The 23,915-nt window shown below is 71.6% G+C and carries 21 protein-coding genes; 15 read left to right on the forward strand and 6 right to left on the reverse strand.

Features of this window, described 5'->3' with window-relative positions:
• Positions 1-81 precede the first annotated feature (81 nt).
• The gene (locus OG210_RS27225; RefSeq protein ID WP_328324819.1) at positions 82-1,080 is read right to left on the reverse strand and encodes an ADP-ribosylglycohydrolase family protein; all 999 of its coding nucleotides are present in this window, start codon (positions 1,078-1,080) and stop codon (positions 82-84) included.
• Complete coding sequence (locus tag OG210_RS27230; RefSeq protein ID WP_328324817.1) at positions 1,077-1,799, reverse strand: GntR family transcriptional regulator; 723 nt, start codon at positions 1,797-1,799, stop codon at positions 1,077-1,079. The genes OG210_RS27225 and OG210_RS27230 overlap by 4 nt, the downstream gene beginning before the upstream one ends.
• A gap of 158 nt (positions 1,800-1,957) precedes the next feature.
• Between OG210_RS27230 and OG210_RS27235 the strand changes: the two genes are divergently transcribed.
• The 3 genes from OG210_RS27235 to OG210_RS27245 all read left to right on the forward strand — a co-directional run bounded on the left by OG210_RS27235 (position 1,958) and on the right by OG210_RS27245 (position 5,781).
• Positions 1,958-3,151: an argininosuccinate synthase gene (locus tag OG210_RS27235; RefSeq protein WP_371539117.1), complete on the forward strand. Its 1,194-nt coding sequence runs from the start codon at positions 1,958-1,960 to the stop codon at positions 3,149-3,151.
• Positions 3,152-3,258: 107 nt separating this feature from the next.
• A complete protein-coding gene (gene argH, locus OG210_RS27240; RefSeq protein WP_328324813.1) occupies positions 3,259-4,686 on the forward strand; it encodes an argininosuccinate lyase in 1,428 nt (475 codons plus the stop codon).
• Positions 4,687-4,809: 123 nt separating this feature from the next.
• A complete protein-coding gene (locus OG210_RS27245) occupies positions 4,810-5,781 on the forward strand; it encodes an aldo/keto reductase (RefSeq protein ID WP_328324811.1) in 972 nt (323 codons plus the stop codon).
• A 31-nt stretch (positions 5,782-5,812) separates the two neighbouring features.
• Here the strand turns inward: OG210_RS27245 and OG210_RS27250 are convergent, their stop codons facing one another.
• Positions 5,813-6,757 (reverse strand): ribose-phosphate pyrophosphokinase, encoded by a 945-nt coding sequence (locus OG210_RS27250; RefSeq protein WP_328324809.1) that lies wholly within the window; start codon positions 6,755-6,757, stop codon positions 5,813-5,815.
• A gap of 139 nt (positions 6,758-6,896) precedes the next feature.
• Here OG210_RS27250 and OG210_RS27255 point away from each other — a divergent pair, with 139 nt between their 5' ends.
• Entirely contained in the window at positions 6,897-7,448 is a 552-nt protein-coding gene (locus OG210_RS27255; protein WP_328324807.1) for a TetR/AcrR family transcriptional regulator, read from the forward strand.
• Complete coding sequence (locus OG210_RS27260) at positions 7,445-8,974, forward strand: MFS transporter (RefSeq protein ID WP_328324805.1); 1,530 nt, start codon at positions 7,445-7,447, stop codon at positions 8,972-8,974. Before OG210_RS27255 ends, OG210_RS27260 begins: the two co-directional genes overlap by 4 nt.
• A gap of 118 nt (positions 8,975-9,092) precedes the next feature.
• Here OG210_RS27260 and OG210_RS27265 read toward each other — a convergent pair whose 3' ends face one another.
• On the reverse strand, positions 9,093-9,767 hold the full coding sequence (locus OG210_RS27265) for a lysophospholipid acyltransferase family protein (RefSeq protein WP_327298611.1): 675 nt from the start codon (positions 9,765-9,767) through the stop codon (positions 9,093-9,095).
• A 225-nt stretch (positions 9,768-9,992) separates the two neighbouring features.
• Here OG210_RS27265 and OG210_RS27270 point away from each other — a divergent pair, with 225 nt between their 5' ends.
• The 3 genes from OG210_RS27270 to OG210_RS27280 all read left to right on the forward strand — a co-directional run bounded on the left by OG210_RS27270 (position 9,993) and on the right by OG210_RS27280 (position 12,280).
• Positions 9,993-11,141: a glycerophosphodiester phosphodiesterase gene (locus tag OG210_RS27270; RefSeq protein ID WP_328324803.1), complete on the forward strand. Its 1,149-nt coding sequence runs from the start codon at positions 9,993-9,995 to the stop codon at positions 11,139-11,141.
• A 104-nt stretch (positions 11,142-11,245) separates the two neighbouring features.
• Positions 11,246-11,740, forward strand: coding sequence for a sigma-70 family RNA polymerase sigma factor (locus tag OG210_RS27275; RefSeq protein WP_328324801.1), 495 nt, complete (start codon positions 11,246-11,248; stop codon positions 11,738-11,740).
• A 36-nt stretch (positions 11,741-11,776) separates the two neighbouring features.
• The gene (locus OG210_RS27280; RefSeq protein ID WP_328335345.1) at positions 11,777-12,280 is read left to right on the forward strand and encodes a GNAT family N-acetyltransferase; all 504 of its coding nucleotides are present in this window, start codon (positions 11,777-11,779) and stop codon (positions 12,278-12,280) included.
• Between the two features lie 24 nt (positions 12,281-12,304).
• Here OG210_RS27280 and OG210_RS27285 read toward each other — a convergent pair whose 3' ends face one another.
• Complete coding sequence (locus tag OG210_RS27285; protein WP_328324799.1) at positions 12,305-12,718, reverse strand: hypothetical protein; 414 nt, start codon at positions 12,716-12,718, stop codon at positions 12,305-12,307.
• Positions 12,719-12,720: 2 nt separating this feature from the next.
• On the reverse strand, positions 12,721-13,080 hold the full coding sequence (locus OG210_RS27290; RefSeq protein WP_328324797.1) for a hypothetical protein: 360 nt from the start codon (positions 13,078-13,080) through the stop codon (positions 12,721-12,723).
• A 611-nt stretch (positions 13,081-13,691) separates the two neighbouring features.
• Here OG210_RS27290 and OG210_RS27295 point away from each other — a divergent pair.
• From OG210_RS27295 to cobA, 7 genes are all read left to right on the forward strand, one after another.
• Positions 13,692-14,729 carry an ATP-binding cassette domain-containing protein gene (locus OG210_RS27295; RefSeq protein WP_328324795.1) on the forward strand — a complete coding sequence of 346 codons (1,038 nt, stop codon included), beginning with the start codon at positions 13,692-13,694 and terminating at the stop codon, positions 14,727-14,729.
• Positions 14,726-15,397 (forward strand): methionine ABC transporter permease, encoded by a 672-nt coding sequence (locus tag OG210_RS27300; RefSeq protein ID WP_328324793.1) that lies wholly within the window; start codon positions 14,726-14,728, stop codon positions 15,395-15,397. Before OG210_RS27295 ends, OG210_RS27300 begins: the two co-directional genes overlap by 4 nt.
• A gap of 81 nt (positions 15,398-15,478) precedes the next feature.
• Entirely contained in the window at positions 15,479-16,339 is an 861-nt protein-coding gene (locus OG210_RS27305) for a MetQ/NlpA family ABC transporter substrate-binding protein (RefSeq protein WP_328324791.1), read from the forward strand.
• Between the two features lie 142 nt (positions 16,340-16,481).
• Complete coding sequence (locus OG210_RS27310; RefSeq protein ID WP_328324789.1) at positions 16,482-17,129, forward strand: GNAT family N-acetyltransferase; 648 nt, start codon at positions 16,482-16,484, stop codon at positions 17,127-17,129.
• Between the two features lie 171 nt (positions 17,130-17,300).
• Entirely contained in the window at positions 17,301-18,479 is a 1,179-nt protein-coding gene (cbiE, locus tag OG210_RS27315) for a precorrin-6y C5,15-methyltransferase (decarboxylating) subunit CbiE (RefSeq protein ID WP_328324787.1), read from the forward strand.
• A gap of 310 nt (positions 18,480-18,789) precedes the next feature.
• Positions 18,790-22,449 (forward strand): nicotinate-nucleotide--dimethylbenzimidazole phosphoribosyltransferase, encoded by a 3,660-nt coding sequence (gene cobT, locus OG210_RS27320; RefSeq protein WP_371539124.1) that lies wholly within the window; start codon positions 18,790-18,792, stop codon positions 22,447-22,449.
• 170 nt (positions 22,450-22,619) lie between these two features.
• Positions 22,620-23,852 carry a uroporphyrinogen-III C-methyltransferase gene (gene cobA / locus OG210_RS27325; protein ID WP_328324783.1) on the forward strand — a complete coding sequence of 411 codons (1,233 nt, stop codon included), beginning with the start codon at positions 22,620-22,622 and terminating at the stop codon, positions 23,850-23,852.
• The last annotated feature ends 63 nt before the right edge of the window (positions 23,853-23,915 follow it).

The raw sequence follows: 23,915 nt of genomic DNA on the forward strand, positions 1-23,915 counted from the left end.
GACCTCCTTGCAGGGTGCGTAGCGGGAAGGGGTGCGGTGCGTTGGGGGAGTGGGAAGTGGGGACTGGAGTGGGGCAAGGCCTCAGCGGAGCGCGAGCAGCCGCTCGGTCAGCGGCTCCAGTGCGAGCCCGTTGACGGCCCGGAGCGTGGTCACGGCGTCGGCGGGCAGCCCCGCCAGCCCGCTCACGGACCCGGCGACGGCGCCCGCGATGGCCCCGATCGTGTCGCTGTCACCGCCGAGATTGGCGGCGAGCAGGGTGCTGCGCCAGGGGTCGCCACCGGTCAGCGCGAGGACGGCGAAGGCCGCGGGGACGGACTCCTGGCTGGCCACGCTGGTGCCGATGAGCGCGACGATACGGTCGAGGGCCTCGGCCTCGTCCAGTCCGCGCACCAGCTCGCGGGCCCAGGAGATCCGGGCGGATATGTCCGCCCCGGCGATCCAGTTGCCCCGTGCGGCGCCCGCGCGGGCCGCGGTAACCGCCGCCGCGAAGGCGTCGTCGAGCGTACCCCCCGCGACACCGGTGCTCACCGCTGCCGCGACGGCCGCCGCGCCCGCGATACCCACGTTCGTGTCGTGCGTGACCTGGCAGGACTCCACGACCCGGTCGAGGAAGCGCGGCAGCGGCTCCAGGGCGGTCGCGATGCCGACGGGGGTGACGCGCATGGCGGAGCCGTTGGTGGTGCCGTATCTGCCGGCCTCCTTGATGTCGGCTCCGCCCGCCACCGCGTCGAGAGCCGCCTTGGTGGAGGGGCCCAGCAGGTCGAAGGAGCCCTTGGCCTTCATCTCCTTCTCCCAGGCGAGCAGCTCGGCGGCGAACCGGAGCGGGTCGATGTGCCCGCCCCCCTCCACGAGCAGCCGGCCCACGATGACCGCCTGGTCGGTGTCGTCGGTGACCGAGCCCGCGGGCATCCCGGCGCTGACCGGGTTGTCGTGCTGTGCGGGTTCGAAGCCGGTGATGCTGCCGTAGACCCGTACGACGTCCTCGCGGGACATCACCTGGGTGGGCATACCCAGAGCGTCCCCGAGCGCGAGGCCGTAGAGGGCGCCGAGGGCGCGGTCGAGCAGGTGCGGGTCGGTCATGCGTGGCCTCCTCGGCCGGTCGTGCGGACGTGCAGCTGGAACCTGGACGGGTCGAGCAGGCTGGTGACCTGCTCCACGACGGAGCCGTCCGCGGCCCGGAACACCTGGGACTGGTGGAGGAACGCCTCACCGGGCGGGCGGTGCAGCGTCGCGGCGTCGGTCCCGCTGATGCCGGAGACCGAGATCCGGGCCTCGCCGGAGTCGGCGATCCGGCCCGCGGCGACGAGCGCCTTGTGGAGCGAACCGTCCTCCAGGCCGCGTTCGGGCAGCCCGGCGAGTGTGCCGACCGCGGGCACGCGGCTGCGCTCCAGTGAGATGCCGTGCCCGTCGGGCAGCCGCCTCACCCGGTCCAGCGCGATGAACTCGGCCGTCGCCAGGCCGAGTTCGGCGGCGAGCGGCTGATCGGTGACCGTCTCGAACCGGAGCACCTCGGTGGTCAGCTCGGTGCCCCGGTCGGCGAGGGCCTGGGTCCAGCCGAGCCGGTTGTCCAGGGGTGTCCCGTCGAAGGTGACGAACGAGCCGATTCCGGCGTGGGTGGCGATCAGACCCTGCTCGCCGAGCTCGTTCAGGGCCTGCCGCACGGTGGTGCGGCTGACTCCGAAGCGCTCCCGGAGGGTGTGCTCGCCCGGCAGCTTGCTGCCGTCGGCGTGCACCCCCGCGCGGATCTCCTCGGCGAGGATGCGCGAGATGCGGTGATGTTTATGAACCTGTCCAGGCATGTCTAGAAGCTAAGCGGAGCATGCCCCTCCAGTCCATGGTTCGCGGCGAAAACTTTTCTGGACCTCCTTCGGGAACCCTCTTCACCTGCAGTTTTGACAAGGCATACGGAGAACCGCATAGTTATGCCTACCAGTGATCGCACCGTAAGGAGAAGCCCGTGACCGAGCGCGTCGTACTCGCCTACTCGGGAGGTCTGGACACCTCTGTCGCCATCGGCTGGATCGCCGAGGAGACGGGCGCCGAGGTCATCGCCGTCGCCGTGGACGTCGGTCAGGGCGGCGAGGACCTGGACGTCATCCGCAAGCGCGCGCTCGCCTGCGGTGCGGTCGAGGCGGAGGTCGCCGACGCCAAGGACGAGTTCGCCGAGGAGTACTGCCTCCCGGCCATCAAGGCCAACGCGCTCTACATGGACCGCTACCCGCTGGTCTCGGCGCTCTCGCGGCCGACCATCGTCAAGCACCTGGTCGCCGCCGCCAGGAAGCACGGCGCCAGCACGGTCGCCCACGGCTGCACCGGCAAGGGCAACGACCAGGTGCGCTTCGAGGCGGGCATCACCGCGCTCGGCCCCGACCTCACGTGCATCGCGCCGGTCCGCGACTACGCGATGACCCGCGACAAGGCCATCGCCTTCTGCGAGGCGAAGAACCTCCCGATCGCGACATCCAAGAAGTCCCCGTACTCCATCGACCAGAACGTCTTCGGACGCGCTGTCGAGACGGGCTTCCTGGAGGACATCTGGAACGCGCCGATCGAGGACGTGTACGAGTACACGGCGAACCCGGCGGAGCCGCGCGAGGCCGACGAGGTCGTCATCTCCTTCGATGCGGGCGTCCCGGTCGCCATCGACGGCAGCCCGGTCACCGTCCTGCAGGCGATCCAGCAGCTCAACGAGCGGGCCGGGGCGCAGGGCGTCGGCCGGATCGACATGGTCGAGGACCGGCTCGTCGGCATCAAGTCCCGGGAGATCTACGAGGCGCCCGGCGCCATCGCGCTGATCACCGCGCACCAGGAGCTGGAGAACGTCACGGTCGAGCGCGAACTGGCCCGCTACAAGCGGCAGGTCGAGCAGCGCTGGGGCGAGATGGTCTACGACGGCCTGTGGTTCTCCCCGCTCAAGCGCGCCCTGGACGGCTTCATCAACGAGGCCAACCAGCACGTCACGGGCGACATCCGGATGACGCTGCACGGCGGCCGCGCCACCGTCACCGGCCGTAAGTCCAGTGAGTCCCTGTACGACTTCAACCTGGCGACCTACGACTCGGGCGATACTTTCGACCAGTCCAAGGCGCAGGGCTTCATCGAGATCTTCGGCCTCTCGGCGAAGATCGCCGCCAAGCGCGACCTGGCCTGACCCGAGCCGAGCCGACCCGACCGACCCGACTCGTACGGCGGCGGCCTCCCCGATCCTCCGCGGCGGGGAGGCTGCCGCGCATTCCGACCCTCTTGAGGAGCAACTCAGTGAGCAGCAACACCGGTGACGTCCGGCTCTGGGGCGGCCGATTCGCCGACGGCCCCGCCGAGGCGCTGGCCCAGCTGTCCGCCTCCGTCCACTTCGACTGGCGGCTCGCCCCGTACGACATCGCCGGCTCCCGCGCCCACGCCCGCGCGCTGCACACGGCCGGGCTGCTCACGGTGGACGAACTGGACCGGATGCAGGACGGCCTCGACCGGCTGGCGGCGGACGTCGCCGACGGATCGTTCACCGGTACCGTCGCCGACGAGGACGTCCATACCGCACTGGAGCGGGGACTCCTGGAGCGCGTCGGCCCCGACCTCGGCGGCAAGCTGCGGGCGGGCCGGTCCCGTAACGACCAGATCGCCACCCTCTTCCGGATGTACCTCCGCGACCACGCCCGGACCATCGGCGGTCTGATCGCCGGTCTCCAGGACGCGCTGGTCGGCCTCGCCGAGGCGCACCCGGACGTGGCGATGCCCGGCCGCACCCACCTCCAGCACGCCCAGCCCGTCCTCTTCGCCCACCATGTGCTGGCCCACGTCCAGTCGCTGGCCCGGGACGCCGAGCGGCTGCGCCAGTGGGACGACCGCACCGCGGTCTCGCCGTACGGATCGGGGGCACTCGCCGGGTCCTCGCTGGGGCTCGACCCGGAGGCGGTCGCCGCGGACCTCGGCTTCGAGCGCGGCTCGGCCGGCAACTCGATCGACGGCACCGCCTCGCGGGACTTCGCCGCCGAGTTCGCCTTCATCACGGCGATGATCGGTATCAACCTCTCGCGGATCGCGGAGGAGATCATCATCTGGAACACGAAGGAGTTCTCCTTCGTCACCCTCCACGACGCCTTCTCGACCGGCTCGTCGATCATGCCGCAGAAGAAGAACCCGGACATCGCGGAGCTGGCGCGCGGCAAGTCCGGCCGGCTGATCGGCAATCTGACGGGGCTGCTGGCCACCCTCAAGGCGCTGCCGCTCGCGTACAACCGCGACCTCCAGGAGGACAAGGAGCCGGTCTTCGACTCCTGCGACCAGCTGGAGGTCCTGCTGCCCGCCTTCACCGGCATGATGGCGACCCTGACCGTGCACCGTGAGCGTCTTGAGGAGCTGGCCCCCGCGGGCTTCTCGCTCGCCACCGACATCGCCGAGTGGCTGGTCAGGCAGGGTGTGCCGTTCCGGGTCGCCCACGAGGTCGCCGGTGAGTGCGTCAAGGAGTGCGAGCGGCACGGCGTCGAGCTCGACCAGCTCACGGACGAGCAGTTCGCGAAGATCTCCGAGCATCTGACCCCCGAGGTCCGTACGGTGCTCGATGTCCCCGGCGCGCTGGCCTCCCGCAGCGGCCGCGGCGGCACCGCACCGTCGGCGGTCGCCGCACAGCTCATCGAGGTCAAGGCGAATCTGGTCATCCAGCACGCCTGGGCCACGGCCAAGAAGTAGCCGCCCCGCACCATCGGGCCTGACAGCGCCCGGCACCTCCACCCGGGTGCCGGGCGCTGTCGTGCGCGATCGCGGGTAGAGGTGTCAGGGACCGCATCCACCGAACCGCGCAGGGAGCCCCCGATGCCCTTCGCCCGCCTCACGGCAGCGACCACCCCCACGGCCCACATCGGACTCGGTCTGGCAGCCGTGGGCAGGCCGGGCTACATCAACCTCGGCCGCGACCAGGACCTGCCCGCCGACCGCACCCCGGAGACCCTGCTCGCCCGTACGCATGAACTCCTGGACGCCGCCTACGCGCAGGGCGTGCGCTACTTCGACGTCGCACGCTCCTACGGCCGTGCCGAGGCGTTCCTCGCCGAGTGGCTGCACGCCAGGCCCGCCGTCCAGGACGTCGTGATCGGCAGCAAGTGGGGCTACACCTACACCGCCGACTGGCGCACCGACGCCGAGGTCCACGAGGTCAAGGACCACAGTGTCGCCACCTTCGAACGGCAGCGCACCGAGACCGGCACGCTGCTCGGGAAGCGGCTCGACCTCTACCAGATCCACTCCCTGACCGCCGACAGCCCGGCCCTGACCGACACCGAACTGCACGCCCGGCTGGCCGCGCTCGCGGCGGACGGGGTGACGATCGGCTTCTCCACGAGCGGCCCCGCCCAGGCGGACACCGTCCGGGCCGCGCTCGGGGTCACGGTCGACGGCGAACCGCTCTTCCGCGCGGTGCAGAGCACCTACAACCTGCTGGACCCCTCGGTGGGAGAGGCGCTGGCGGAGGCCCACGAGGCGGGGCTCTCCGTGATCGTCAAGGAGGCGGTGGCCAACGGCCGTCTCGCCGGCAGCGCCGCGCCGGCCCCGCTGCGGGACGTCGCCGATGAGACCGGTACGACCCCCGACGCCGTCGCGCTGGCCGCGATCCTGCGCCGGCCCTGGGCGACGGTGGTGCTCTCCGGGGCGGCCACCGCCGTACAGCTGTCGGCCAATCTGCACGCGGCGGTGGCCGATGTCGGTGACGAGCAGCTGGAGCGGCTGGCCGGACTGCGGGAGGAGCCCGCCGCGTACTGGCAGGAGCGGGCGGAACTGCCCTGGCACTGACTGCCCGGGACCGGGTGTCCGCCCCGCGGGCTCAGGACGGATCGAAGAGCGAGCTCACCGATTCGCCGTTGTGGATCCGCCGCATCGCCTCGGCCAGTGCCGGGGCGATGGACAGGACGGTGAGCTTGTCGGTGTGCTCGCGGGGCGGTATCGGCACGGTGTTCGTGCAGACGATCTCCAGCACGTCGGGCTGGGCCGAAAGCCGCTTGAGCGCTCCGGCGGCGAAGAGACCGTGCGTACAGGCCACCCGGATCGACCTGGCTCCCAACTCGCGGAGCCGGTCGAGGAGTTCCAGTACGGTGCTGCCCTTGGCGATCTCGTCGTCCAGGACGATGATGTCGCGGCCCGCGACCTCGCCGATGACGGAGCTGATGGCCACCCGGTCGTCGGCGAAGCGCTGCTTGGCTCCCGCCGCCACCTGTACGCCCAGCATCCGCGCGAAGGCCGCCGCCTCCTTGGCGTTGCCGAGGTCGGGCGAGACGACCGTGGTGCGCGAGAGATCGTAGCCGCGGAAGTGCTCGGCCAGCTCGCGCAGGGCGTGCAGATGGTCCACCGGGACCGAGAAGAACCCGTGCACCTGGGGTGAGTGCAGTGTCAGTGCCAGCACCCGGCTCGCCCCGGAGTTCACCAGCAGGTCGGCCACCAGCCGGCCCCCGATGGAGATCCGCGGCGCGTCCTTCTTGTCCGAACGGGCGTAGGCGTAGTGCGGCATCACCACGGTGATCCGGGCCGCCGAGGCCCCGCGCGCCGCGTCGCACATCAGCAGCAGCTCGACGAGGTTCTCCTGCACCGGGGTGACCAGGGGCTGGATCAGGAAGACGTCACGCTCACGGCAGTTGGCCTGGAGCTGGACCTCCAGGCAGTCGTTGGCGAACCGGTTGACCCGCACCGGGCTCAGGGGTACGCCCAGATGCGCGGTGACCTCCTCGGCCAATTCGGGGTGGGCGCTGCCGCTGAACACAGCGATGTCTCGCACGAACCGCTCCTTGATGGGTCGAGTTCCGTCGAAGTGCCGGCGATGTCCCGTCGATGTTCCGTCGAACCGGCACGCGGCGCCCATGCTACTGGCCCTTATTGATGAGACATAGCTGTCTCATTGTGGTTATGTTTGTCTCATGACTGTCGACCGGGACCAGGTGCTGCGCACCGCCGCCACCCTGCTCACCCGCAAGGCGACCGCCACCATGGACGAGGTCGCCAGGGCCGCCGGCATCGGCAGGGCCACCCTCCACCGGCACTTCGCCGGCCGGGACGCGCTGGTCAGGGCCCTGGAGGAGTTCGGCATCGCGGAGTTCGAGGCGGCGCTCGACGCGGCCAGGACCGACGAGGGGCCGGCCGTGGAGGCGCTGCGGCGCCTGATCGCCGAAGTCCAGCCCGCCGCCGGGCTGCTCGCCTTCCTCGTCACCGAGAACGAACTCTTCGAGGGCGATGGGGTGAACGAGGGCTGGGACCGGCTGGACGCCCGGGTCTGCGCCCTCTTCCGGCGCGGCCAGGAGGCCGGGGAACTCCGGATCGACCTCACCCCCGCCTGGCTGACCGAGGCGTTCTACGGGCTCATCGGTACCTGCGCCTGGGCGATACAGGACGGCCGGGTGGCGGCCAATGACTTCTCTTACATGATCGCCGAGTTGCTGCTCGGCGGCGCACAACGGAGCGTGGAGAAATGACCGGTACCACCCGGCGGACGAACGACTCAGGGACCACTCGCGGTCCCGGCCGCTGGCTCGCCCTCGCCGTGCTCGTCCTCGCCGTGCTGCTGGTCGCGGTCGACGCGACGGTGCTCGGCCTGGCGACACCCTTCCTGAGCGAGGATCTCAAGCCATCGGGCACCCAGCTGCTGTGGATCGGCGACATCTACTCGTTCGTCATCGCGGGGCTGCTGGTCTCCATGGGCAGCCTCGGCGACCGGATCGGCCGCAAGAAGCTGCTGCTCAGCGGTGCTGTCGCCTTCGGCGGGGTCTCCGTACTGAACGCCTACGCGAACAGCCCCGAGATGATGATCGCCGCCCGGGCACTGCTCGGCGTCGCGGGCGCCACGCTGATGCCGTCCACCCTCGCGCTGATCCGCAACATCTTCCACGACCCGAAGGAGCGCAGCCTCGCCGTCGGGATCTGGGGCGCGGCGGCTTCGGCCGGTACCGCGGTCGGCCCGGTGGTCGGCGGATTCTTGCTGGAGAACTTCTGGTGGGGCTCGGTCTTCCTCATCAACCTGCCGGTGATGCTGGTGCTCGTCCTGGTCGGCATGAAGGTGCTGCCCGAGTCGCGCGACCCGAACCCCGGCCCGTGGGACCTGCCCAGTGTGGGCCTCTCGCTGGTCGGCGTGATGGCCGTGGTGTACGCGGTGAAGGAGGCGGCGGCCAACGGCTTCCACTGGGACAACCTGGCGGCCGGGGTCGTCGGTGTGCTGGCCCTGCTCTGGTTCTCCCGTCGCCAGCTGACCCTGGAATCGCCGCTGCTCGACATGCGGCTCTTCCACCACCGCGGTTTCTCCGGCGCGGTCCTGGCCGATCTGCTGACCATCCTCGGCCTCTCCGGACTGGTGTTCTTCCTCTCGCAGTTCCTCCAGCTGGTGCAGGGGCGCTCCCCGCTGGCGGCCGGGCTGATCGAACTTCCCGCCGCGGTGGGAGCGGTCGGCACCGGGCTGATGGCCGGCTACGTGGCGCGCCGCGCATCGGTCCGCAGCGCGGTGGCCGGTGGTCTGGCGGCGGTCGCGGTGGCCCTGGCGGGCTGTGTGTGGGTCAGCGCGTCGACCGGTGTGGTGGCCCTGGGCCTCGCCCTGTTCTTCGGCGGTCTCGGAGCGGGCCTGGCCTTCACCGTGACCTCCGACGTCCTGCTCTCCAGCGTCCCCAAGGACCAGGCGGGCGCGGCGTCCGCCGTGTCCGAGACCGCTTACGAACTGGGTACCGCTCTGGGTATCGCCCTGCTCGGCTCGGTGGTCACCGGGATCTACCGGGACTTCTCCATCCCGCACGGGGTCCCCGCCGACGCCGCCGTCGCGGCCCATGAGTCGCTGGGCGGCGCCGTCGAGGCGGCGAAGAGCCTCCCGCACGACCAGGCCACCGCCCTGATCTCCTCCGCCCAGGAGGCCTTCACACACGGCTTCCAGGCGGCGGCCGCGGTCGGATCGGTCGTCCTGTTCGCCACCGCGGTGACGTCGTGGTTCCTGCTCAGGGGGCAGAAGCTCGGCGTCTGACGGACACCGGCGCCGTGACGGGGACGGCCCGGCGCATACGGCGGAGGGCCACCCCGGAACGTTCCGGGGTGGCCCTCCGCCGTATCAGGCCGTATCAGGCCGTATCAGGGGCGCCGGGTCAGGCGGCGGCCTTCGCCTTCGTGGCGTAGATGTCGACGTACTCCTGACCGGAGAGGCGCATGACCTCGGCCATCACCGAGTCCGTGACTGCGCGCAGCACATAGCGGTCGCGGTCCATGCCGTCGTAGCGCGAGAACTCCATCGGCTCACCGAAGCGGACCGTGACCTTGCCGGGCCGCGGCAGACCCGAGCCGTTCGGCTGGAGCTTGTCCGTACCGATCATCGCGAACGGCACCACCGGCGCGCCCGTCATCAGCGTGAGACGCGCGATGCCCGTACGGCCGCGGTACAGCCGTCCGTCGGGGGAGCGGGTGCCCTCCGGGTAGATCGAGAACGCCTTGCCGTCCTCCAGCACCTGGCGGCCGGTCATCAGGGCGGCGACACCGCCGCGTCCGCCGTCGCGGTCCACCGGGATCATCCCGACACCGGTGAAGAACCAGGCCATCAGACGGCCCTTCAGTCCCTTGCCCGTGACGTACTCGTCCTTGCCGATGAAAAAGACCTGCCGCTGGAGGCAGATCGGCATGATCATCGAGTCGATGAACGTGAGGTGGTTGCCGGCGAGGATGACTGGACCCGTCCCGGGGATGTTCTCGGCGCCCTCCACCCGCGGGCGGAACATCAGACGCATGATCGGTCCGAGCACTGCCTTGATGAGTGCGAGTCGGGACAACGGTTCCTCCGGAGTCGGGGCTGGGCGGCCACGGTGAAGTATGTGCAGGTCGGTACGGTACTCGCGCGCTGTGGCAGGGCGCACATCGGGTTCACCCCATTGATACGCCGTGTTGACGCGAGTTCGAGCCGTGTTCTGTGCGGTACCACCCCACGTTAGGCGCAACTCCCTACCATCGGGCCCTTCAGCGTTGGCAGGTGCGGGACATCACAGCGAGGAGTGCCCATGTCGCAAGGCGGACAGACAGGACCCGGACGGCGCACACTGCTCGGCGCGGCGGTGCTCGGCACGGCCGTGCTGGGACTCTCCGGTACGGCGAACGCCGCAGCGCCGGGCGCCGGCCGCGGCACCTCGTACAAGGACCTGCCCGTGCCCACGGTCATCGGTCACCGTGGGACGGCCGGCTACCGCCCCGAGCACACGCTCGGTTCGTACCAGCACGCTCTCGACCTCGGCGCCGACATCATCGAGCAGGACCTGGTGCCCACCAGGGACGGGCACCTCGTCTGCCGCCATGAGAACGACATCTCCGCGACCACGGACGTCTCGGCGCACCCGGGGTTCGCCGACCGCAGGACCACGAAGTCGGTCGACGGGACAGCCGTCACCGGATGGTTCACCGAGGACTTCACCCTCGCCGAACTCCGCACGCTGCGGGCCAAGGAGCGCATTCCGGCCAACCGCCAGCACAACACGCTCTACGACGGCCGCTGGCCGGTCCCCACCTTCGAAGAGGTGCTGCGCTGGGCGGAGCAGCAGGGCCGCGAGCGCGGCAGACCGGTCTGGCTCTACACCGAGACCAAGCACCCCACCTACTTCCGCGGGCTCGGCCTCGGTCTTGAGGAGCGCCTGGCCCTGCTGTTGCGCAAGTACGGCCGGGACCGGCGCGGTTCCCCGCAGTTCGTCCAGTCCTTCGAGCCGGGTTCCATCCAGCGCCTCGCCCGGCTCGCCGGCACCCCGGGCATCGTGCTGCTCGCCGATCCGGCGAGCCGGCCCTGGGACTTCGTGCAGTCGGGGGACCCGCGCACGGTCGCCGACCTCCAGACCCCGGCGGGGCTGAAGTGGATCGCCTCGTACGCGCAGGGCATCGGACCCACACTCGACTCGGTCATTCCGAAGGACCGGGACGGCCGGCTCACCGAGCCGACCACCCTGGTGCGGGACGCCCATGCGCAGGGCCTGCTCCTCCACCCGTACACGATGCGCAACGAGAACACCTTCCTGCCCGCGGACTTCCGGCGCGGTACGGACCCGAACGCCTACGGCGACGCATTCGGCGCGTTCCGGGCGTACTTCGCGACGGGTATCGACGGGGTCTTCTCCGACAACGCGGACACGGCGCTGCTCGCGGCGGCCGACCACCGCGGCAGGTAGTTCCGGAGCAGCCACCAGTAGCCGCGGTCCGCCCGGTCTTCCCGTACGGGTGAGATACCGCCGCCGGGGCAACCGTGCCCGGCGGCGGCTGCGTCCCGCCCGGCATGGATCTCGTCACCGAACTGAGCCCGCTGCTCGCGGCCGAGGCGGCAGCCGAAGCCGCCGCGGCCGGAGTGGACCCCGCCGATCTCGAACAGGCCGTCTGGGTCCGGCTGCTGGAGCAGACCCCGGCCGAACCCCGGCGCTGGGTCCGCTCCGCCGTACGGGCCGAGGCGCGCCGGGCGCGGCGGCAGGCCGGGCGGGAACTGCCGTACGCCGTCGAGCCGTACGCGGACCCCGAGGCACGGCCCGAGCGCGCCGTGCTCGCCGCCGAGCGGCGCCGCGCGGTGCGGGACGCCGTGAGCCGGACGCCCGGGCGCTGCCCCCGGCTGCTCACCGCGATGCTCTCGCCCGCCGACCCCACCTACCGGGAGATCGCGGGGGAGTTGGGTATGTCACAGGGGAGTCTGGGGCCGGTTCGTTCCCGATGTCTGGGATGTCTGCGGAGAATGCTGACGGCGGAGGTTGCGGGCGGGGACCGGTGGGGAAAGGAGCGTTAGACATCCGGTGAACAGGTGAGCGGGAGGCATGCGCACATGGGCATGAGCGTGACCATCTCAGCGGCGACCGCGCAGGACGCCGAGCAGATTCTGAAACTCCAGTACCTGTGTTACCAGAGCGAGGCCGAGCTCTACGGTGACTACTCCATCGAGCCGCTCACCCAGACACTCGACGCGCTGCGGGCCGAACTGGCCGGAGGCCACGGGCTGGTGGCGCGCCTGGGCGACGAGGTGGTGGCCTCGGTACGCGGCGGGGTGGACGCGTCGGGCACGGCCCGGATAGCCAAGCTGATCGTGCATCCGAGGATGCAGCGGCACGGCATCGGCGGCCGGCTGCTCACCGCCATCGAGGGCAAGTTCGCGGCGGACCCGGCCGCCCGGCGCTTCCAGCTGTTCACCGGCCACCGGAGCGAGGGCAGTCTGCGGCTGTACCGCAGCCATGGATACGTACCGGTCTCGACCGAGCGCACCGGCGGCGCGGTCCCGGTGGTGACGCTGGAGAAGGAGGCCGGGGGGCGCGCGTATGTGAAGAGCGCCTGACCCGGGCCGTCCTGCGCGGGGGCGTCAGTGCCTGGCGGCCCTGCGCAGCCACAGCATGCCCAGCACCGGAAGGATCACCGGGATGAAGAGGTAGCCCATCCCGTAGTCCGACCAGACCGTGGCGTCGGGGAACGAGCCGGGGGCGGCCAGCGTCCAGCTGCCGACGACCAGGACGAAGACCAGCTCGGCGGCGCAGCACACCAGCGCCGCCCGGCGGGCCTTCTCGCCGCCGCGCACCAGCGAGTAGGTGATGAAGCCGTACACCAGGGCCGCCACGGCCGAGAGCGAGTAGGCCAGCGGCGCCTTCCCGAAGTCCATGATCATCTGGACGACCGAGCGGGAGGCCGCCGCGACCGTGAACACCCCGTAGAACCAGACGAGTACCCGGCCGGGACCGGTGCCCAGCTCGTACCGGGGCTTCTCCTCAGCGGTGGTCATCGTCAGTTTCCCCAGATGTCGTAGAGCCGGACTTCCAGCACGGCCAGGACCACCGCGCCCGCGACGACCGTCACCGATCCCCAGCGGGTCCGCTCGGTCAGCGAGAGGAACCCGGCCGCGGGCACAGCGGCGAAGGCGCCGATCAGATACGCGATGAAGATCGCCTTGCCCTGTTCGGGCTGCTGGCCGCGGGCCAGCTGCACGATGCCGGTCACCAGCTGCGCCAGGGCCAGGACCGAGACGACGGCCATCCCGATGAAGTGCCAGTCCTTCGTGGGCTGGTCCCGGTAGGCGGCGTAACCGCACCAGGCGGCGAGGGCGAGCGCGGCCACGGTGACCGCGACCGTCAGGGCGAAAAGCATGGACCTGAGGGTATTACGGCGCGGGGCGCCCCCCGCGCGCGGCCCCGGGGCGGTGCCCGTCCGCTCGCTCTCCCCGTGATCGCGGGATCCTCCCCGCGCGGCCCCGGGGCCCGGCCGCGATCAAGCCCGTGGCCTTGGCCACAGCGCGGGCCCCCGCCGTCCGTGCGCGAGAACAGCCCGCGCTCCGCTCCGTACGGTGTCGCCGCAGGTCGGAGCCGTTTCGCGGGTGGTGGCCTACTGTCCAGGAGCGCGTCCACGGCCGTCCGTTATACGGACAAGCGTGCTCGGGCCGTCCTCACTTCTGCTTTACTTGCCGCATGACCACGACGAGCAGCCGCACCCTTGCGACCGAGGCGATCAGCACGCCCGGTGCTCGTTGTATGTGTCGAATGCGCGCCTTCTGAGGGTCCCTGCCCGCGCCCCGAAGCGGGACCGAGAGCCGGGCCGCCCGCCTCCGCGCCCCTGCGGACACGGCAGCCGCCCGGCCACGCGCACGAAAGCCTTCCGGTCACCACCGTTACGGCCGTGCCGCGCTTCCAGACGAATGCACCCAGACGAACGCACCGTGCCGGCGGACACCGCGCCGCGCACTCGACAGTGACGGAAACTCTGTGATCACCACTACCGGCCTGACGAAGGTCTATGCCTCGCGCGGCCGTGAGGTCACCGCCCTGGACGGCGTCGATCTGCACGTCCGCGAAGGCGAGGTGTTCGGCGTCATAGGCCAGAGCGGCGCCGGGAAGTCCTCGCTCATCCGCTGCGTCAACCTCCTCGAACGCCCCACGTCCGGCACCGTGACCGTCGACGGCACCGACCTCACCGCGCTGGCCGGCCGCGGCAGCCGCGCCGGCCGGGAACTGCGCGCGGCCCGCAGCCGGATCGGTATGGTCTTCCAGCACTTCAACCTGCTGTCCTCGCGCACCGTGCAGGACAACGTCGAACTGCCGCTGGAGATCCTCGGGGTCAACGGCCGGGACCGCGCCCGCAAGGCGCTCGAACTGCTCGACCTCGTCGGCCTCGCCGACCGCGCGAAGTCCTACCCCGCGCAGCTCTCCGGCGGCCAGAAGCAGCGCGTCGGCATCGCACGCGCACTGGCGGGCGACCCCAAGGTGCTGCTCTCCGACGAGGCGACCTCCGCACTCGACCCCGAGACCACCCGGTCGATCCTGCAGCTGCTGCGGGACCTCAACCGGCAGCTCGGTCTCACCGTGCTGCTCATCACGCACGAGATGGACGTCGTCAAGACCGTCTGCGACTCGGCCGCGCTGATGAAGAGCGGCAGGGTCGTCGAGTCGGGAACCGTCAGCGAACTCCTGGCGACGCCCGGCTCCGAACTCGCCCGCGAGCTGTTCCCGGTGGGCGGCCCGCTGCCGGGCACCGACCGTACGGTCATCGACGTCACCTTCCACGGGGAGAGCGCGGGCCGCCCCGTGATCTCCCAGCTCTCCCGTACCTACAACATCGACATATCGATCCTTGGCGCCGCGATGGACACCGTCGGCGGCAACCAGATCGGCCGGATGCGGATCGAACTGCCCGGCCCCTTCGAGGAGAACGTCGTGCCGATCGGATTCCTCCGCGAACAGGGCCTCCAGATCGAAGTGGCAGGCGCCGAGCACCCCGCACTGGTCAAGGAGGACGCCAAGTGAACTGGTCCGAGATGCAGCCGCTGCTCTCCCAGGGCACCACCGACACCCTCTACATGGTCCTGTGGGCCACCCTCGTGACGGTCCTCGTCGGACTGCCGCTCGGTGTGCTCCTCGTCCTCACCGACAAGGGCGGGCTGCTCCAGAACCGCCCGGTGAACAAGGTCGTCGGCGTGATCGTGAACATCGGGCGCTCGCTGCCCTTCATCATCCTGCTGATCGCGCTGATCCCCTTCACCACCTTCGTCGTCGGCACGTTCATCGGCCCCACCGCGATGATCGTCCCGCTGGCGATCGGCGCCGTCCCGTTCTTCGCCCGGCTCGTCGAAACGGCCGTACGCGAGGTCGACCACGGCCTGGTCGAGGCGGTCCAGTCGATGGGCGGCAGTGTTCCGGCCATCGTCAGGAAGGTGCTGCTGCCGCAGGCGCTGCCGTCCCTGGTCTCCGCGGTCACCACCACCGTCATCGTGCTCATCGGGTACTCGGCGATGGCCGGCGCGGTCGGCGGCGAGGGACTCGGCTCCAAGGCGATCACCTACGGATACCAGCGCTTCGACAACAGCTTCATGATCGCGACCGTGATCGTGCTGGTCGTGATCGTCACCGTGATCCAGCTGATCGGCGACGGAGCCGTACGCCTGCTGGCCCGCCGCGGACGTACCTCCGCATAGACCCCGCATAGACCTTCTCCGCTCACAGCCCGCACTCCTTGTCCGGGCGACATCCCGCACCACTGGAAAGAGGCACTTTTCGTGCGCAACTCCCGCAAGATATCCGCGTCCGCAGCCGCCGTCGCCGCTCTGGCCATCGGCCTCACCGCCTGCGGCACCTCGTCCGACCCGTCGAGCAAGCCCGAGGGCGCGAAGGCCGACACGAGCAAGCCGCTCGTCGTCGCGGCCTCGCCCGTCCCGCACGCCGACATCCTCAACTTCGTGAAGACCCACCTGGCGGCCAAGGCCGGGCTCAAGCTCCAGGTCAAGGAGTTCACGGACTACGTCCTGCCCAACACGGCCACCCAGACCGGCCAGGTCGACGCCAACTTCTTCCAGCACAAGCCGTATCTCGACGACTTCAACAAGAAGAACCACACCGACCTGGTCCCCGTCGTCAGCGTGCACCTGGAGCCGCTGGGCCTGTACTCCAAGAAGGACAAGGACCTCAAGTCCATCAAGTCCGGGCAGACCGTGGCCGTCCCCAACGACACCACCAACGAGGGCCGCGCGCTCAAGCTGCTCGCCGACAACGGGCTGATCACCCTCAAGAGCGGTGTGGGCAGCGAGGCCACGCTCGCCGACATCAAGGACAGCAAGGGCCTGAAGTTCAAGGAGCTGGAGGCCGCCACGCTGCCCCGCGCCCTGGACAGCGTCGACGCCGCCGTCATCAACGGCAACTACGCGATCGACGCCAAGCTCAAGCCGTCCAAGGACGCGCTCGTCCTGGAGAAGGCGGCCGGCAACCCGTACGCCAACATCCTCGTCGTCAAGAAGGGCAGCGAGAAGGACCCGCGCGTCGAGAAGCTGGCGAAGCTCCTCAACTCCCCGCAGGTGAAGAAGTTCATCGACGACAAGTACCAGGGCGCGGTCGTCCCGGCGTTCGGGGCCGTCAAGCCCTGACGCCCGTACGGTCCCTGCCGGCGCGGGCCCCGCGTACCCTCACGTGGTATGCGGGGCCTCTCGCCGCCACCCGGCCATGCGGTGCCCGGTCCCCATGCTGCATGCTGTGGCTTTACGTCGGTCCCTGGCCATGGAGCAGCGCATGACGACCACCTTCCCGGACATCTCCATCAGCACGGACCGGCTGGTGCTGCGCCCCTTCGAGGAGGCGGACATCCCGCCGCTGGCCGACATGATGAACGACGAGGCGGTCACGGCCTGGACCGGGGCGCCCCATCCCTACCAGCACATCGACGGTGAGCGCTGGGTGCGCCGGATCGCCCCCGGGGAGCGCACCGCGGGGCGCGGGATCGTCCTCGCCGTCACGGAGTTCCTCACCCACCGGCTGGTCGGCACCGTCCAGCTGCGCGCCACCAACTGGCGCACGATGGCCACCGAGGTCCGCTACATCACCGCCCCCTGGGCGCGCGGCGAGGGATACGCCACCGAGTCGGTGCTCGCCGTCGCGCAGTGGCTCTTCCGCGACCAGCGGTTCGAGCGCATCGAGCTGCGCACCCCGGCGGACAACACCGCGGCGCAGCAGGTCGCGCAGAAGATCGGCTGCATCAGCGAGGGCGTACTGCGCAACGCCTGGATAGCGCGCACCCGCACCGAGAACGGCACGGACGGCGGCTGGACCGACATCCGCACCGACCTCATCGTCTGGAGCCTGCTCCCCGAGGACCTGGAAGGGGTCGCCGACCAGCTGGCCGACGCCAACGGGTACGGCACCTTCAACGACTGGAACTGACCCACTCGTCGGGCACCGGCCGCAGCGGGTAACCTCGCGGGTGCTCGCTGTTCCGCCCCGCAGCCCCGGTTCATCCCTGGCCCGACCAGCACATGTCCGCGCTGAACTGCTGCCGGGGCACCGGCAGAACGCCTGAACCCGCCGCGCGACAACACCAGGAGACTGACGACGATGGCCGACCGGATCACGGTGATCGGCTGGGACGGCTCGCCCCTGACCGCAGCCGCCAGGTCCGCTCTCTCCGCGGCCACGCTGGTGGCCGGAGCCGCCCACCACCTCGCACTCCCCGAAGTGCCGCCCGGCGCGGAGCGGATCCGGCTCGGCAGCGTGAGCCTGGCCGCCCGCCGGATCGCCGGACACCGCGGCAGCGCCGTGGTACTCGCCGACGGCGACCCCGGCTTCCACGGAGTCGTCCGCACCCTGCGCGCCCCGGAGTACGGCCTGGAGGTCGAGGTCGTCCCGGCCGTCTCGTCCGTCGCGGCGGCCTTCGCCCGCGCCGGGATGCCGTGGGACGACGCCGAGGTCGTCGTCGCCCACCCGCGTACGCTGCGGCGCGCGGTCAACGTCTGCCGGGCGCACCCCAAGGTCGCCGTACTCACCTCGCCCGGCGCGGGCCCCGCCGAGCTCGCCCTGCTCCTCGAAGGGGTCCACCGCACCTTCGTCATCTGCGAGGAACTGGGCACCACGCGCGAGCAGGTCACCGTCCTCACCTCCGACAAGGCCGCCGACCACACCTGGCGCGACCCCAACGTCGTCATCGTCATCGGCGGCGGCGCTCCCGCGGACGCCCCTGCGGTCCGCGGCTGGGCGCTGCCTGCCGCCGAGTACGGCGAAGGACTCAGCGAGGGCGAGCACGCCGGACTGCGCGCCGCCCAACTGGCCAGGCTCGGCCCGCGCACCGGAGACCTGGTCTGGGACATCGGCTCGGGCAGCGGGGCGCTGGCCGTCGAGGCGGCCCGGTTCGGCGCCGCCGTCATCGCGGTCGACGCCGACCGCGAGAGCTGTGTCCGTACGGACGCGGCCGCACACCGGTTCGGGGTCCAGCTCCAGGTCATCCACGGGCAGGCACCCCAGGTACTGGAGCGGCTGCCGGAGCCCGACGTGGTCCGGATCGGCGGCGGGGGAGTGGCAGTTGTCACCGGCTGTGCCGACCGCAGACCCGGACGCATCGTCACCCACGCGTCCACCCGCGACGAGGCCGAGGCGCTCGGGGCGGCCCTGGCGGAGGGCGGCTACCTGGTCGAGTGCGCGCTGCTGCAATCCGTCGACCTGGACACCCGCTCCTGGGCGGAGCGCGAGCGCTCGGTCGTCTTCCTGGTGTCGGGCCGCCGTCCGGACAGTGGCCCCTGACCCTGCTCCGGGACCGCGCGGGGTAGGCTGGCCGACTGTTGTACCGCAGCTGGAGGTTCGGCGCTTCGTTCGCCAATGTCCGGAAAAAGGAACCGTTTTGGGTCCGGTGTGGTACGGCGGCACCGGGGGACGCGCAACGTGGCGCAGCCCACAGCGGACCGTGGCAGGAATCCCTGCGCGGCGTCGAACGGCCGTGACAATACTGAGTGTCCGCAGGCCTTTCGCACCGCACGGCGTGCCCGCTCGTTGTCTCAGTACGGGCGACCCGGTAAAGGGCTGAAGGAGCACTATGGATGGGCAAGGGGTACGCATGACCGACACCGGCCAGGTCCCGGGCGAGGGACAGCCGGGGAACGCAGGCATGGTGGAGCAGCAGGGCCTCCCCGCCCCCGGTGCCTACACCTTCCCCGACTCCCCGGAGAGCCCCGCCGAAGACGACGATCTGCTGCTGATGCCCGGCGCGCAGGGTGCGTGGAGTGAGCCGCACCAGCCGCAGGGGCAGCCGCAGTTCCAGGCCCAGTTCCAGCCGCAGGCCGCCGCTCAGCTGCCCGAACCGGGTGCGCACGAGACCGGTGGACGCGACTCGGGCTCCGTGGACGTGGGCGCCGTGCGCGCCCAGGCCGAGGCCCAGCCGACCCCGCCGCCGCGCAGGCCGCTGCACATGGGGCCGCCCGTGCCCGACGCCACCGGTGGTGTGGTGCGCTCGCTGGCCGACCGCGGCCCGACCACGGCGCCGCCGCAGCCCGCTCCGGTGTCCGACGGCGGTCCTCAGACGCTCGGGCCCGAGTATCTGGACTTCCCGCGTGACGAGGCCGAGGCACTGCCCGGACCGCAGTTGGGGGAGATCCCGCCGCAGGCCGCTCCGTGGACGCCGCGGCCCGAGCCGGTGGCGCAGGACCCGGCCGCCGCCGTGCAGCCCGGACAGCCCGCCCCGACACCTCAGCCCGAGCAGCAGTCCCATGAGTTCCCCGCGGCCCCGGCCGGCACGGCGGAATCGGTCGCTCCCGAGCCGGTCGCCGCGCAGGCCCAGGCCGCTCCGGCGCCGGTGCTGCCGCAGGCCCCGGACGGGCCCGCCACCGCGCAGGACTCGATGGGCCGCTTCGTCCCGGTCGAGGGTTCACTGCCGTCCGCGCCGCATCTGGCCCCGACACCGGTCGCCGTCGCGACGGCACCGGAGCCCGCCCCGGCGGAGCAGCCCGTGGCCGAAGCGGCACCGGGCGCCGCAGAGACAGCTGGACAGGCTGCCGGACCGCAGCCGGAAGCGGTCCCGGCCGAGTCGGCCGTACCGGTTCCGGATGCGGAATCCCCGGCAGTGGTGGAACCGGCAGTGGTGGAACCGGCGGTGGAGCCGGTGGCCGGTCACGCCGCAGGACAGGCGCCCGGCCCGGTGGCGGAGCCCGTAGCGGAGCCGGTTGCGGAGCAGGCGCCGGAAGCCGTGGCCGCACCGGCCCCGGAGCCCGTGCCCCAGGCCCTGCCGGAGCCGGTCGCCGCCGTGGAAGCGGAGGCGGCAGCAGCCGGTACGGACGTGGTGGAGCCGGAGAGCGCCGTGGCGCCCGTACCCGCCGCCGAATCCCTCCCCATAGAGGCCGGGGAGCAGCTTCCCCGCACCGCGGCCATGGCCCCGGTGCCCGCCCCCCGCAACAGCGCGACCGCTGAGCAGCAGTTGCCCGCAGCCGAGCCGCAGACGGACCCCGCAGGGGAGGCCGGACCGCAGGCGCCGACCGGACCGGACGTACCGGCCGAGGCGCAGGCACCCGCCGACGCACCGGACGCTGCCGTCGCCGACGAGCCGGCCGCCCACTCCGCCACCGCGGCCGCTCAGGCCGCAGCAGAGCCCGCGGAGCCCGCAGCACCCGCCGCCGAAGCCCCGGCGGCAGTCGGAACGGAAGCCGTCCCCGACGCGGCCCCCGCGTCCGCCGCCGAGGCGACCGCGCCGGTCCCGGCCGCCGAGCCCGTACCGGCCCCCGAAGCCCAGCCGTTCCCCGCCGACGCGCAGCCCGAAGCGGCGCCCGTCGCCGAACAGCCCGCAGGGGCGCAGCCCGTAGCCGCAGCGGCGCCCGTCCAGGAGAGCCCCGTCCAGGAGAACCCCGTCGACGTACAGCCCGACGCGGCCCCCGGCACGGTACAGCCCGGCGCCGAGCAGCAGCCGACCGAGAACGCCGACCAGCAGCCGTCCCAGAACGCCGACGAGGCCGAAGCCGCCGGTGCCGCCGAGCAGCAGCCGACCGAGCCCGTCACGGCCGCCGCCCCCGGCTACGACGACGCCGAGCGCGAAGCCGTCCTGCGGGTCATGCGGGAACGCCGTGACATCCGTAACGGTTTCCGCAGCGACCCCATCCCGCACGAGGTCCTGCTGCGGGTGCTCGAAGCCGCGCACACCGCGCCGAGCGTCGGCCACTCCCAGCCCTGGGACTTCGTCGTCATCCGCTCGGCCGAGACCCGCCGTTCCATGCACGAACTGGCCCAGCGTCAGCGCGAGGCGTACGCCAAGTCCCTTCCCAAGGGCCGCGCCAAGCAGTTCAAGGAACTGAAGATCGAGGCGATCCTCGACACCCCGGTCAATATCGTCGTCACCGCCGACCCGACCCGGGGCGGCCGCCACACCCTCGGCCGGCACACCCAGCCGCAGATGGCGCCGTACTCCTCCGCCCTCGCCGTCGAGAACCTCTGGCTCGCCGCCCGCGCCGAAGGCCTCGGCGTCGGCTGGGTCAGCTTCTTCGACGAGCGCGAGATGGTCCGCGCCCTCGGCCTGCCCGAACACCTCGAAGTCGTCGCCTACCTCTGTGTGGGGTACGTCGACGAGTTCCCCGAGGAGCCCGAGCTGATGCAGGCGGGCTGGTCCAAGCGCCGCCCGCTCTCCTGGGTCGTCCACGAGGAGACGTACGGCCGCCGCGCACTGCCCGGCGAGGACCCGCACGACCTGCTCCAGGACACCATCACCAACATCCGGCCGCTGGACGCCAAGGCGCTCGGTGAGGCGTGGGACCGCCAGAAGCGGATGACCAAGCCCGCCGGAGCGCTGGGGATGCTGGAGATCATCTCCGCACAGCTCAGCGGCCTCTCCCGGATGTGCCCGCCGCCGATCCCCGAACCCGCGGCGGTCGCGATCTTCGCCGGGGACCACGGGGTGTACGCCCAGGGCGTCACCGCATGGCCGCAGGAAGTGACCTGCCAGATGGTGGCCAACTTCCTCGGCGGGGGCGCGGTCTGCAACGCCTTCGCCAACCAGGTCGGCGCCGAGGTCTGCGTCGTGGACGTCGGTGTGGCCGGTGAACTCCCGGCCACACCGGGCCTGTTGCCGCGCAAGGTGCGCGCAGGGACCGCCGACTTCACCACTGGCCCGGCGCTCACCCGCGAGGAAGTGCTCTCCGCGATCGAGGTCGGCATCGAGACGGCCCGCGATCTGGTCGCAGCGGGCAACAAGGTGCTGCTCACCGGTGAGATGGGTATCGCCAACACCACCGTCTCCGCCGCGCTGATCTGTGTCTACACCGGCCAGGACCCCAGCGAGGTCACCGGCCGCGGCACCGGCATCAACGACGAGATGCACGCACGCAAGGTCGATGTCGTACGGCGCGGGCTTGAGCTCCACCAGCCCGACCCGGCCGACCCGATCGGCGTCCTCGCGGCGGTCGGCGGCCTCGAACACGCCGCGCTGGCCGGATTCCTGCTCGGCGGCGCCTCGCTGCGTACGCCGGTGATCCTGGACGGCGTGAGCGCCGGAGCCGCCGCACTGGTCGCCCGCGCCATCGCGCCCGAGGCACTGGCCGCCTGCATCGCGGGCCACCGCAGCGCTGAGCCCGGCCATGTCGCCGCGCTCAACAAGCTGGGCCTGCGCCCGCTGGTCGATCTCGACCTCCGCCTCGGCGAGGGAACCGGCGCACTGCTCGCGCTGCCCGTCGTCCAGAGCGCGGCCAGGGCGATGCACGAAGTGGCCACCTTCGACTCCGCGGGTGTCACCGAGAAGTAGCCGCAGTGAACGGGGTTGAGGGGCCGGGATCGCTGATCCCGGCCCCTCAACCCCGTCAGGACCGCCCAGGACCGTACAGTTGTCCCGGGGAGCCGACCCCTCTCCCACCAGCCGCTTCGCCGTCGCAGCGGTACACAGCCCCACTCCCCGCGCGAGGAGCCAGCCACGCCATGGCCGAGAACGCCGATCACCCCGCCTACCCCGTAGGACTCCGTCTCTCCGGCCGGCGCGTCGTCGTCATCGGCGGCGGGCAGGTCGCACAGCGCCGCCTCCCCTCGCTCATCGCGGCCGGCGGCGACATCCTGCTCATCTCGCCGTCCGCCACCCCTTCCGTCGAGGCGATGGTGTCGGCGGGCGAAATCGCCTGGGAGCGGCGCGCCTACGCGGAGGGTGACCTCGCCGGGGCCTGGTACGTGCTGATCGCGACCGGCGACACGGCGGCCAACGAGGTGGCGTCCGCCGAGGCCGAGCGCCGCCGGATCTGGTGCGTACGCAGCGACGACGCCGCTGCCGCCACCGCCTGGACGCCCGCCACCGGCCGCAGCGAAGGCGTGACCGTCGCCGTACTCACCGGCCACGACCCGCGCCGGTCGGCCGCCGTGCGCGACGCCATCGTGGAGGGCCTGCGGGACGGCACACTCGCCGCCCCGCGCAACCGCGACCGCGCCCCGAGCGTCGCCCTGGTCGGCGGCGGCCCCGGCGACCCCGACCTGATCACGGTGCGCGGACGGCGCCTCCTCGCCGAGGCGGACGTCGTCATCGCCGACCGGCTGGGCCCGCGCGACCTGCTCGACGAACTGCCCCCGCACGTCGAGGTCATCGACGCCGCGAAGATCCCGTACGGCCGGTTCATGGCGCAGGAAGCCATCAACAACGCGCTCATCGAGCACGCCAAGGCCGGAAAAGCCGTCGTACGGCTCAAGGGCGGCGACCCGTTCGTCTTCGGCCGGGGCATGGAGGAGGCCGAGGCCCTCGCCGCCGCCGGTATCGCGTGCACGGTGGTGCCCGGCATCTCCAGCTCCATCAGCGTCCCGGGAGCAGCCGGGATCCCGGTCACCCACCGCGGCGTCGCCCATGAGTTCACCGTCGTCAGCGGCCATGTCGCCCCCGACGACGAGCGGTCCCTGGTCGACTGGGCCGCCCTGGCCACGCTGCGCGGCACCCTCGTCGTGCTGATGGGGGTCGACAAGATCGGCGCCATCGCCGAGGCCCTCATCGGGCACGGCAAGAGCCCGGACACCCCCGTGGCGCTCGTCCAGGAAGGAACCACGGCCGCTCAGCGCCGGGTTGACGCCACGCTCGCGACGGTGGGGGAGAAGGCCAGGTCCGAGGGGGTACGACCGCCCGCCGTCATCGTCATCGGCCCCGTCGTCGGGATCGGACCGGCGAACGGCCGGTCCTAGGGCCTTTCGCTGGGTCGGACCCCGCTCCCTGATCCGGCCTGATCCGAACGGAAGGCCCTACCG

The sequence above is a fragment of the Streptomyces sp. NBC_00466 genome, assembly GCF_041433995.1.
Taxonomy (GTDB): Bacteria; Actinomycetota; Actinomycetes; order Streptomycetales; family Streptomycetaceae; genus Streptomyces.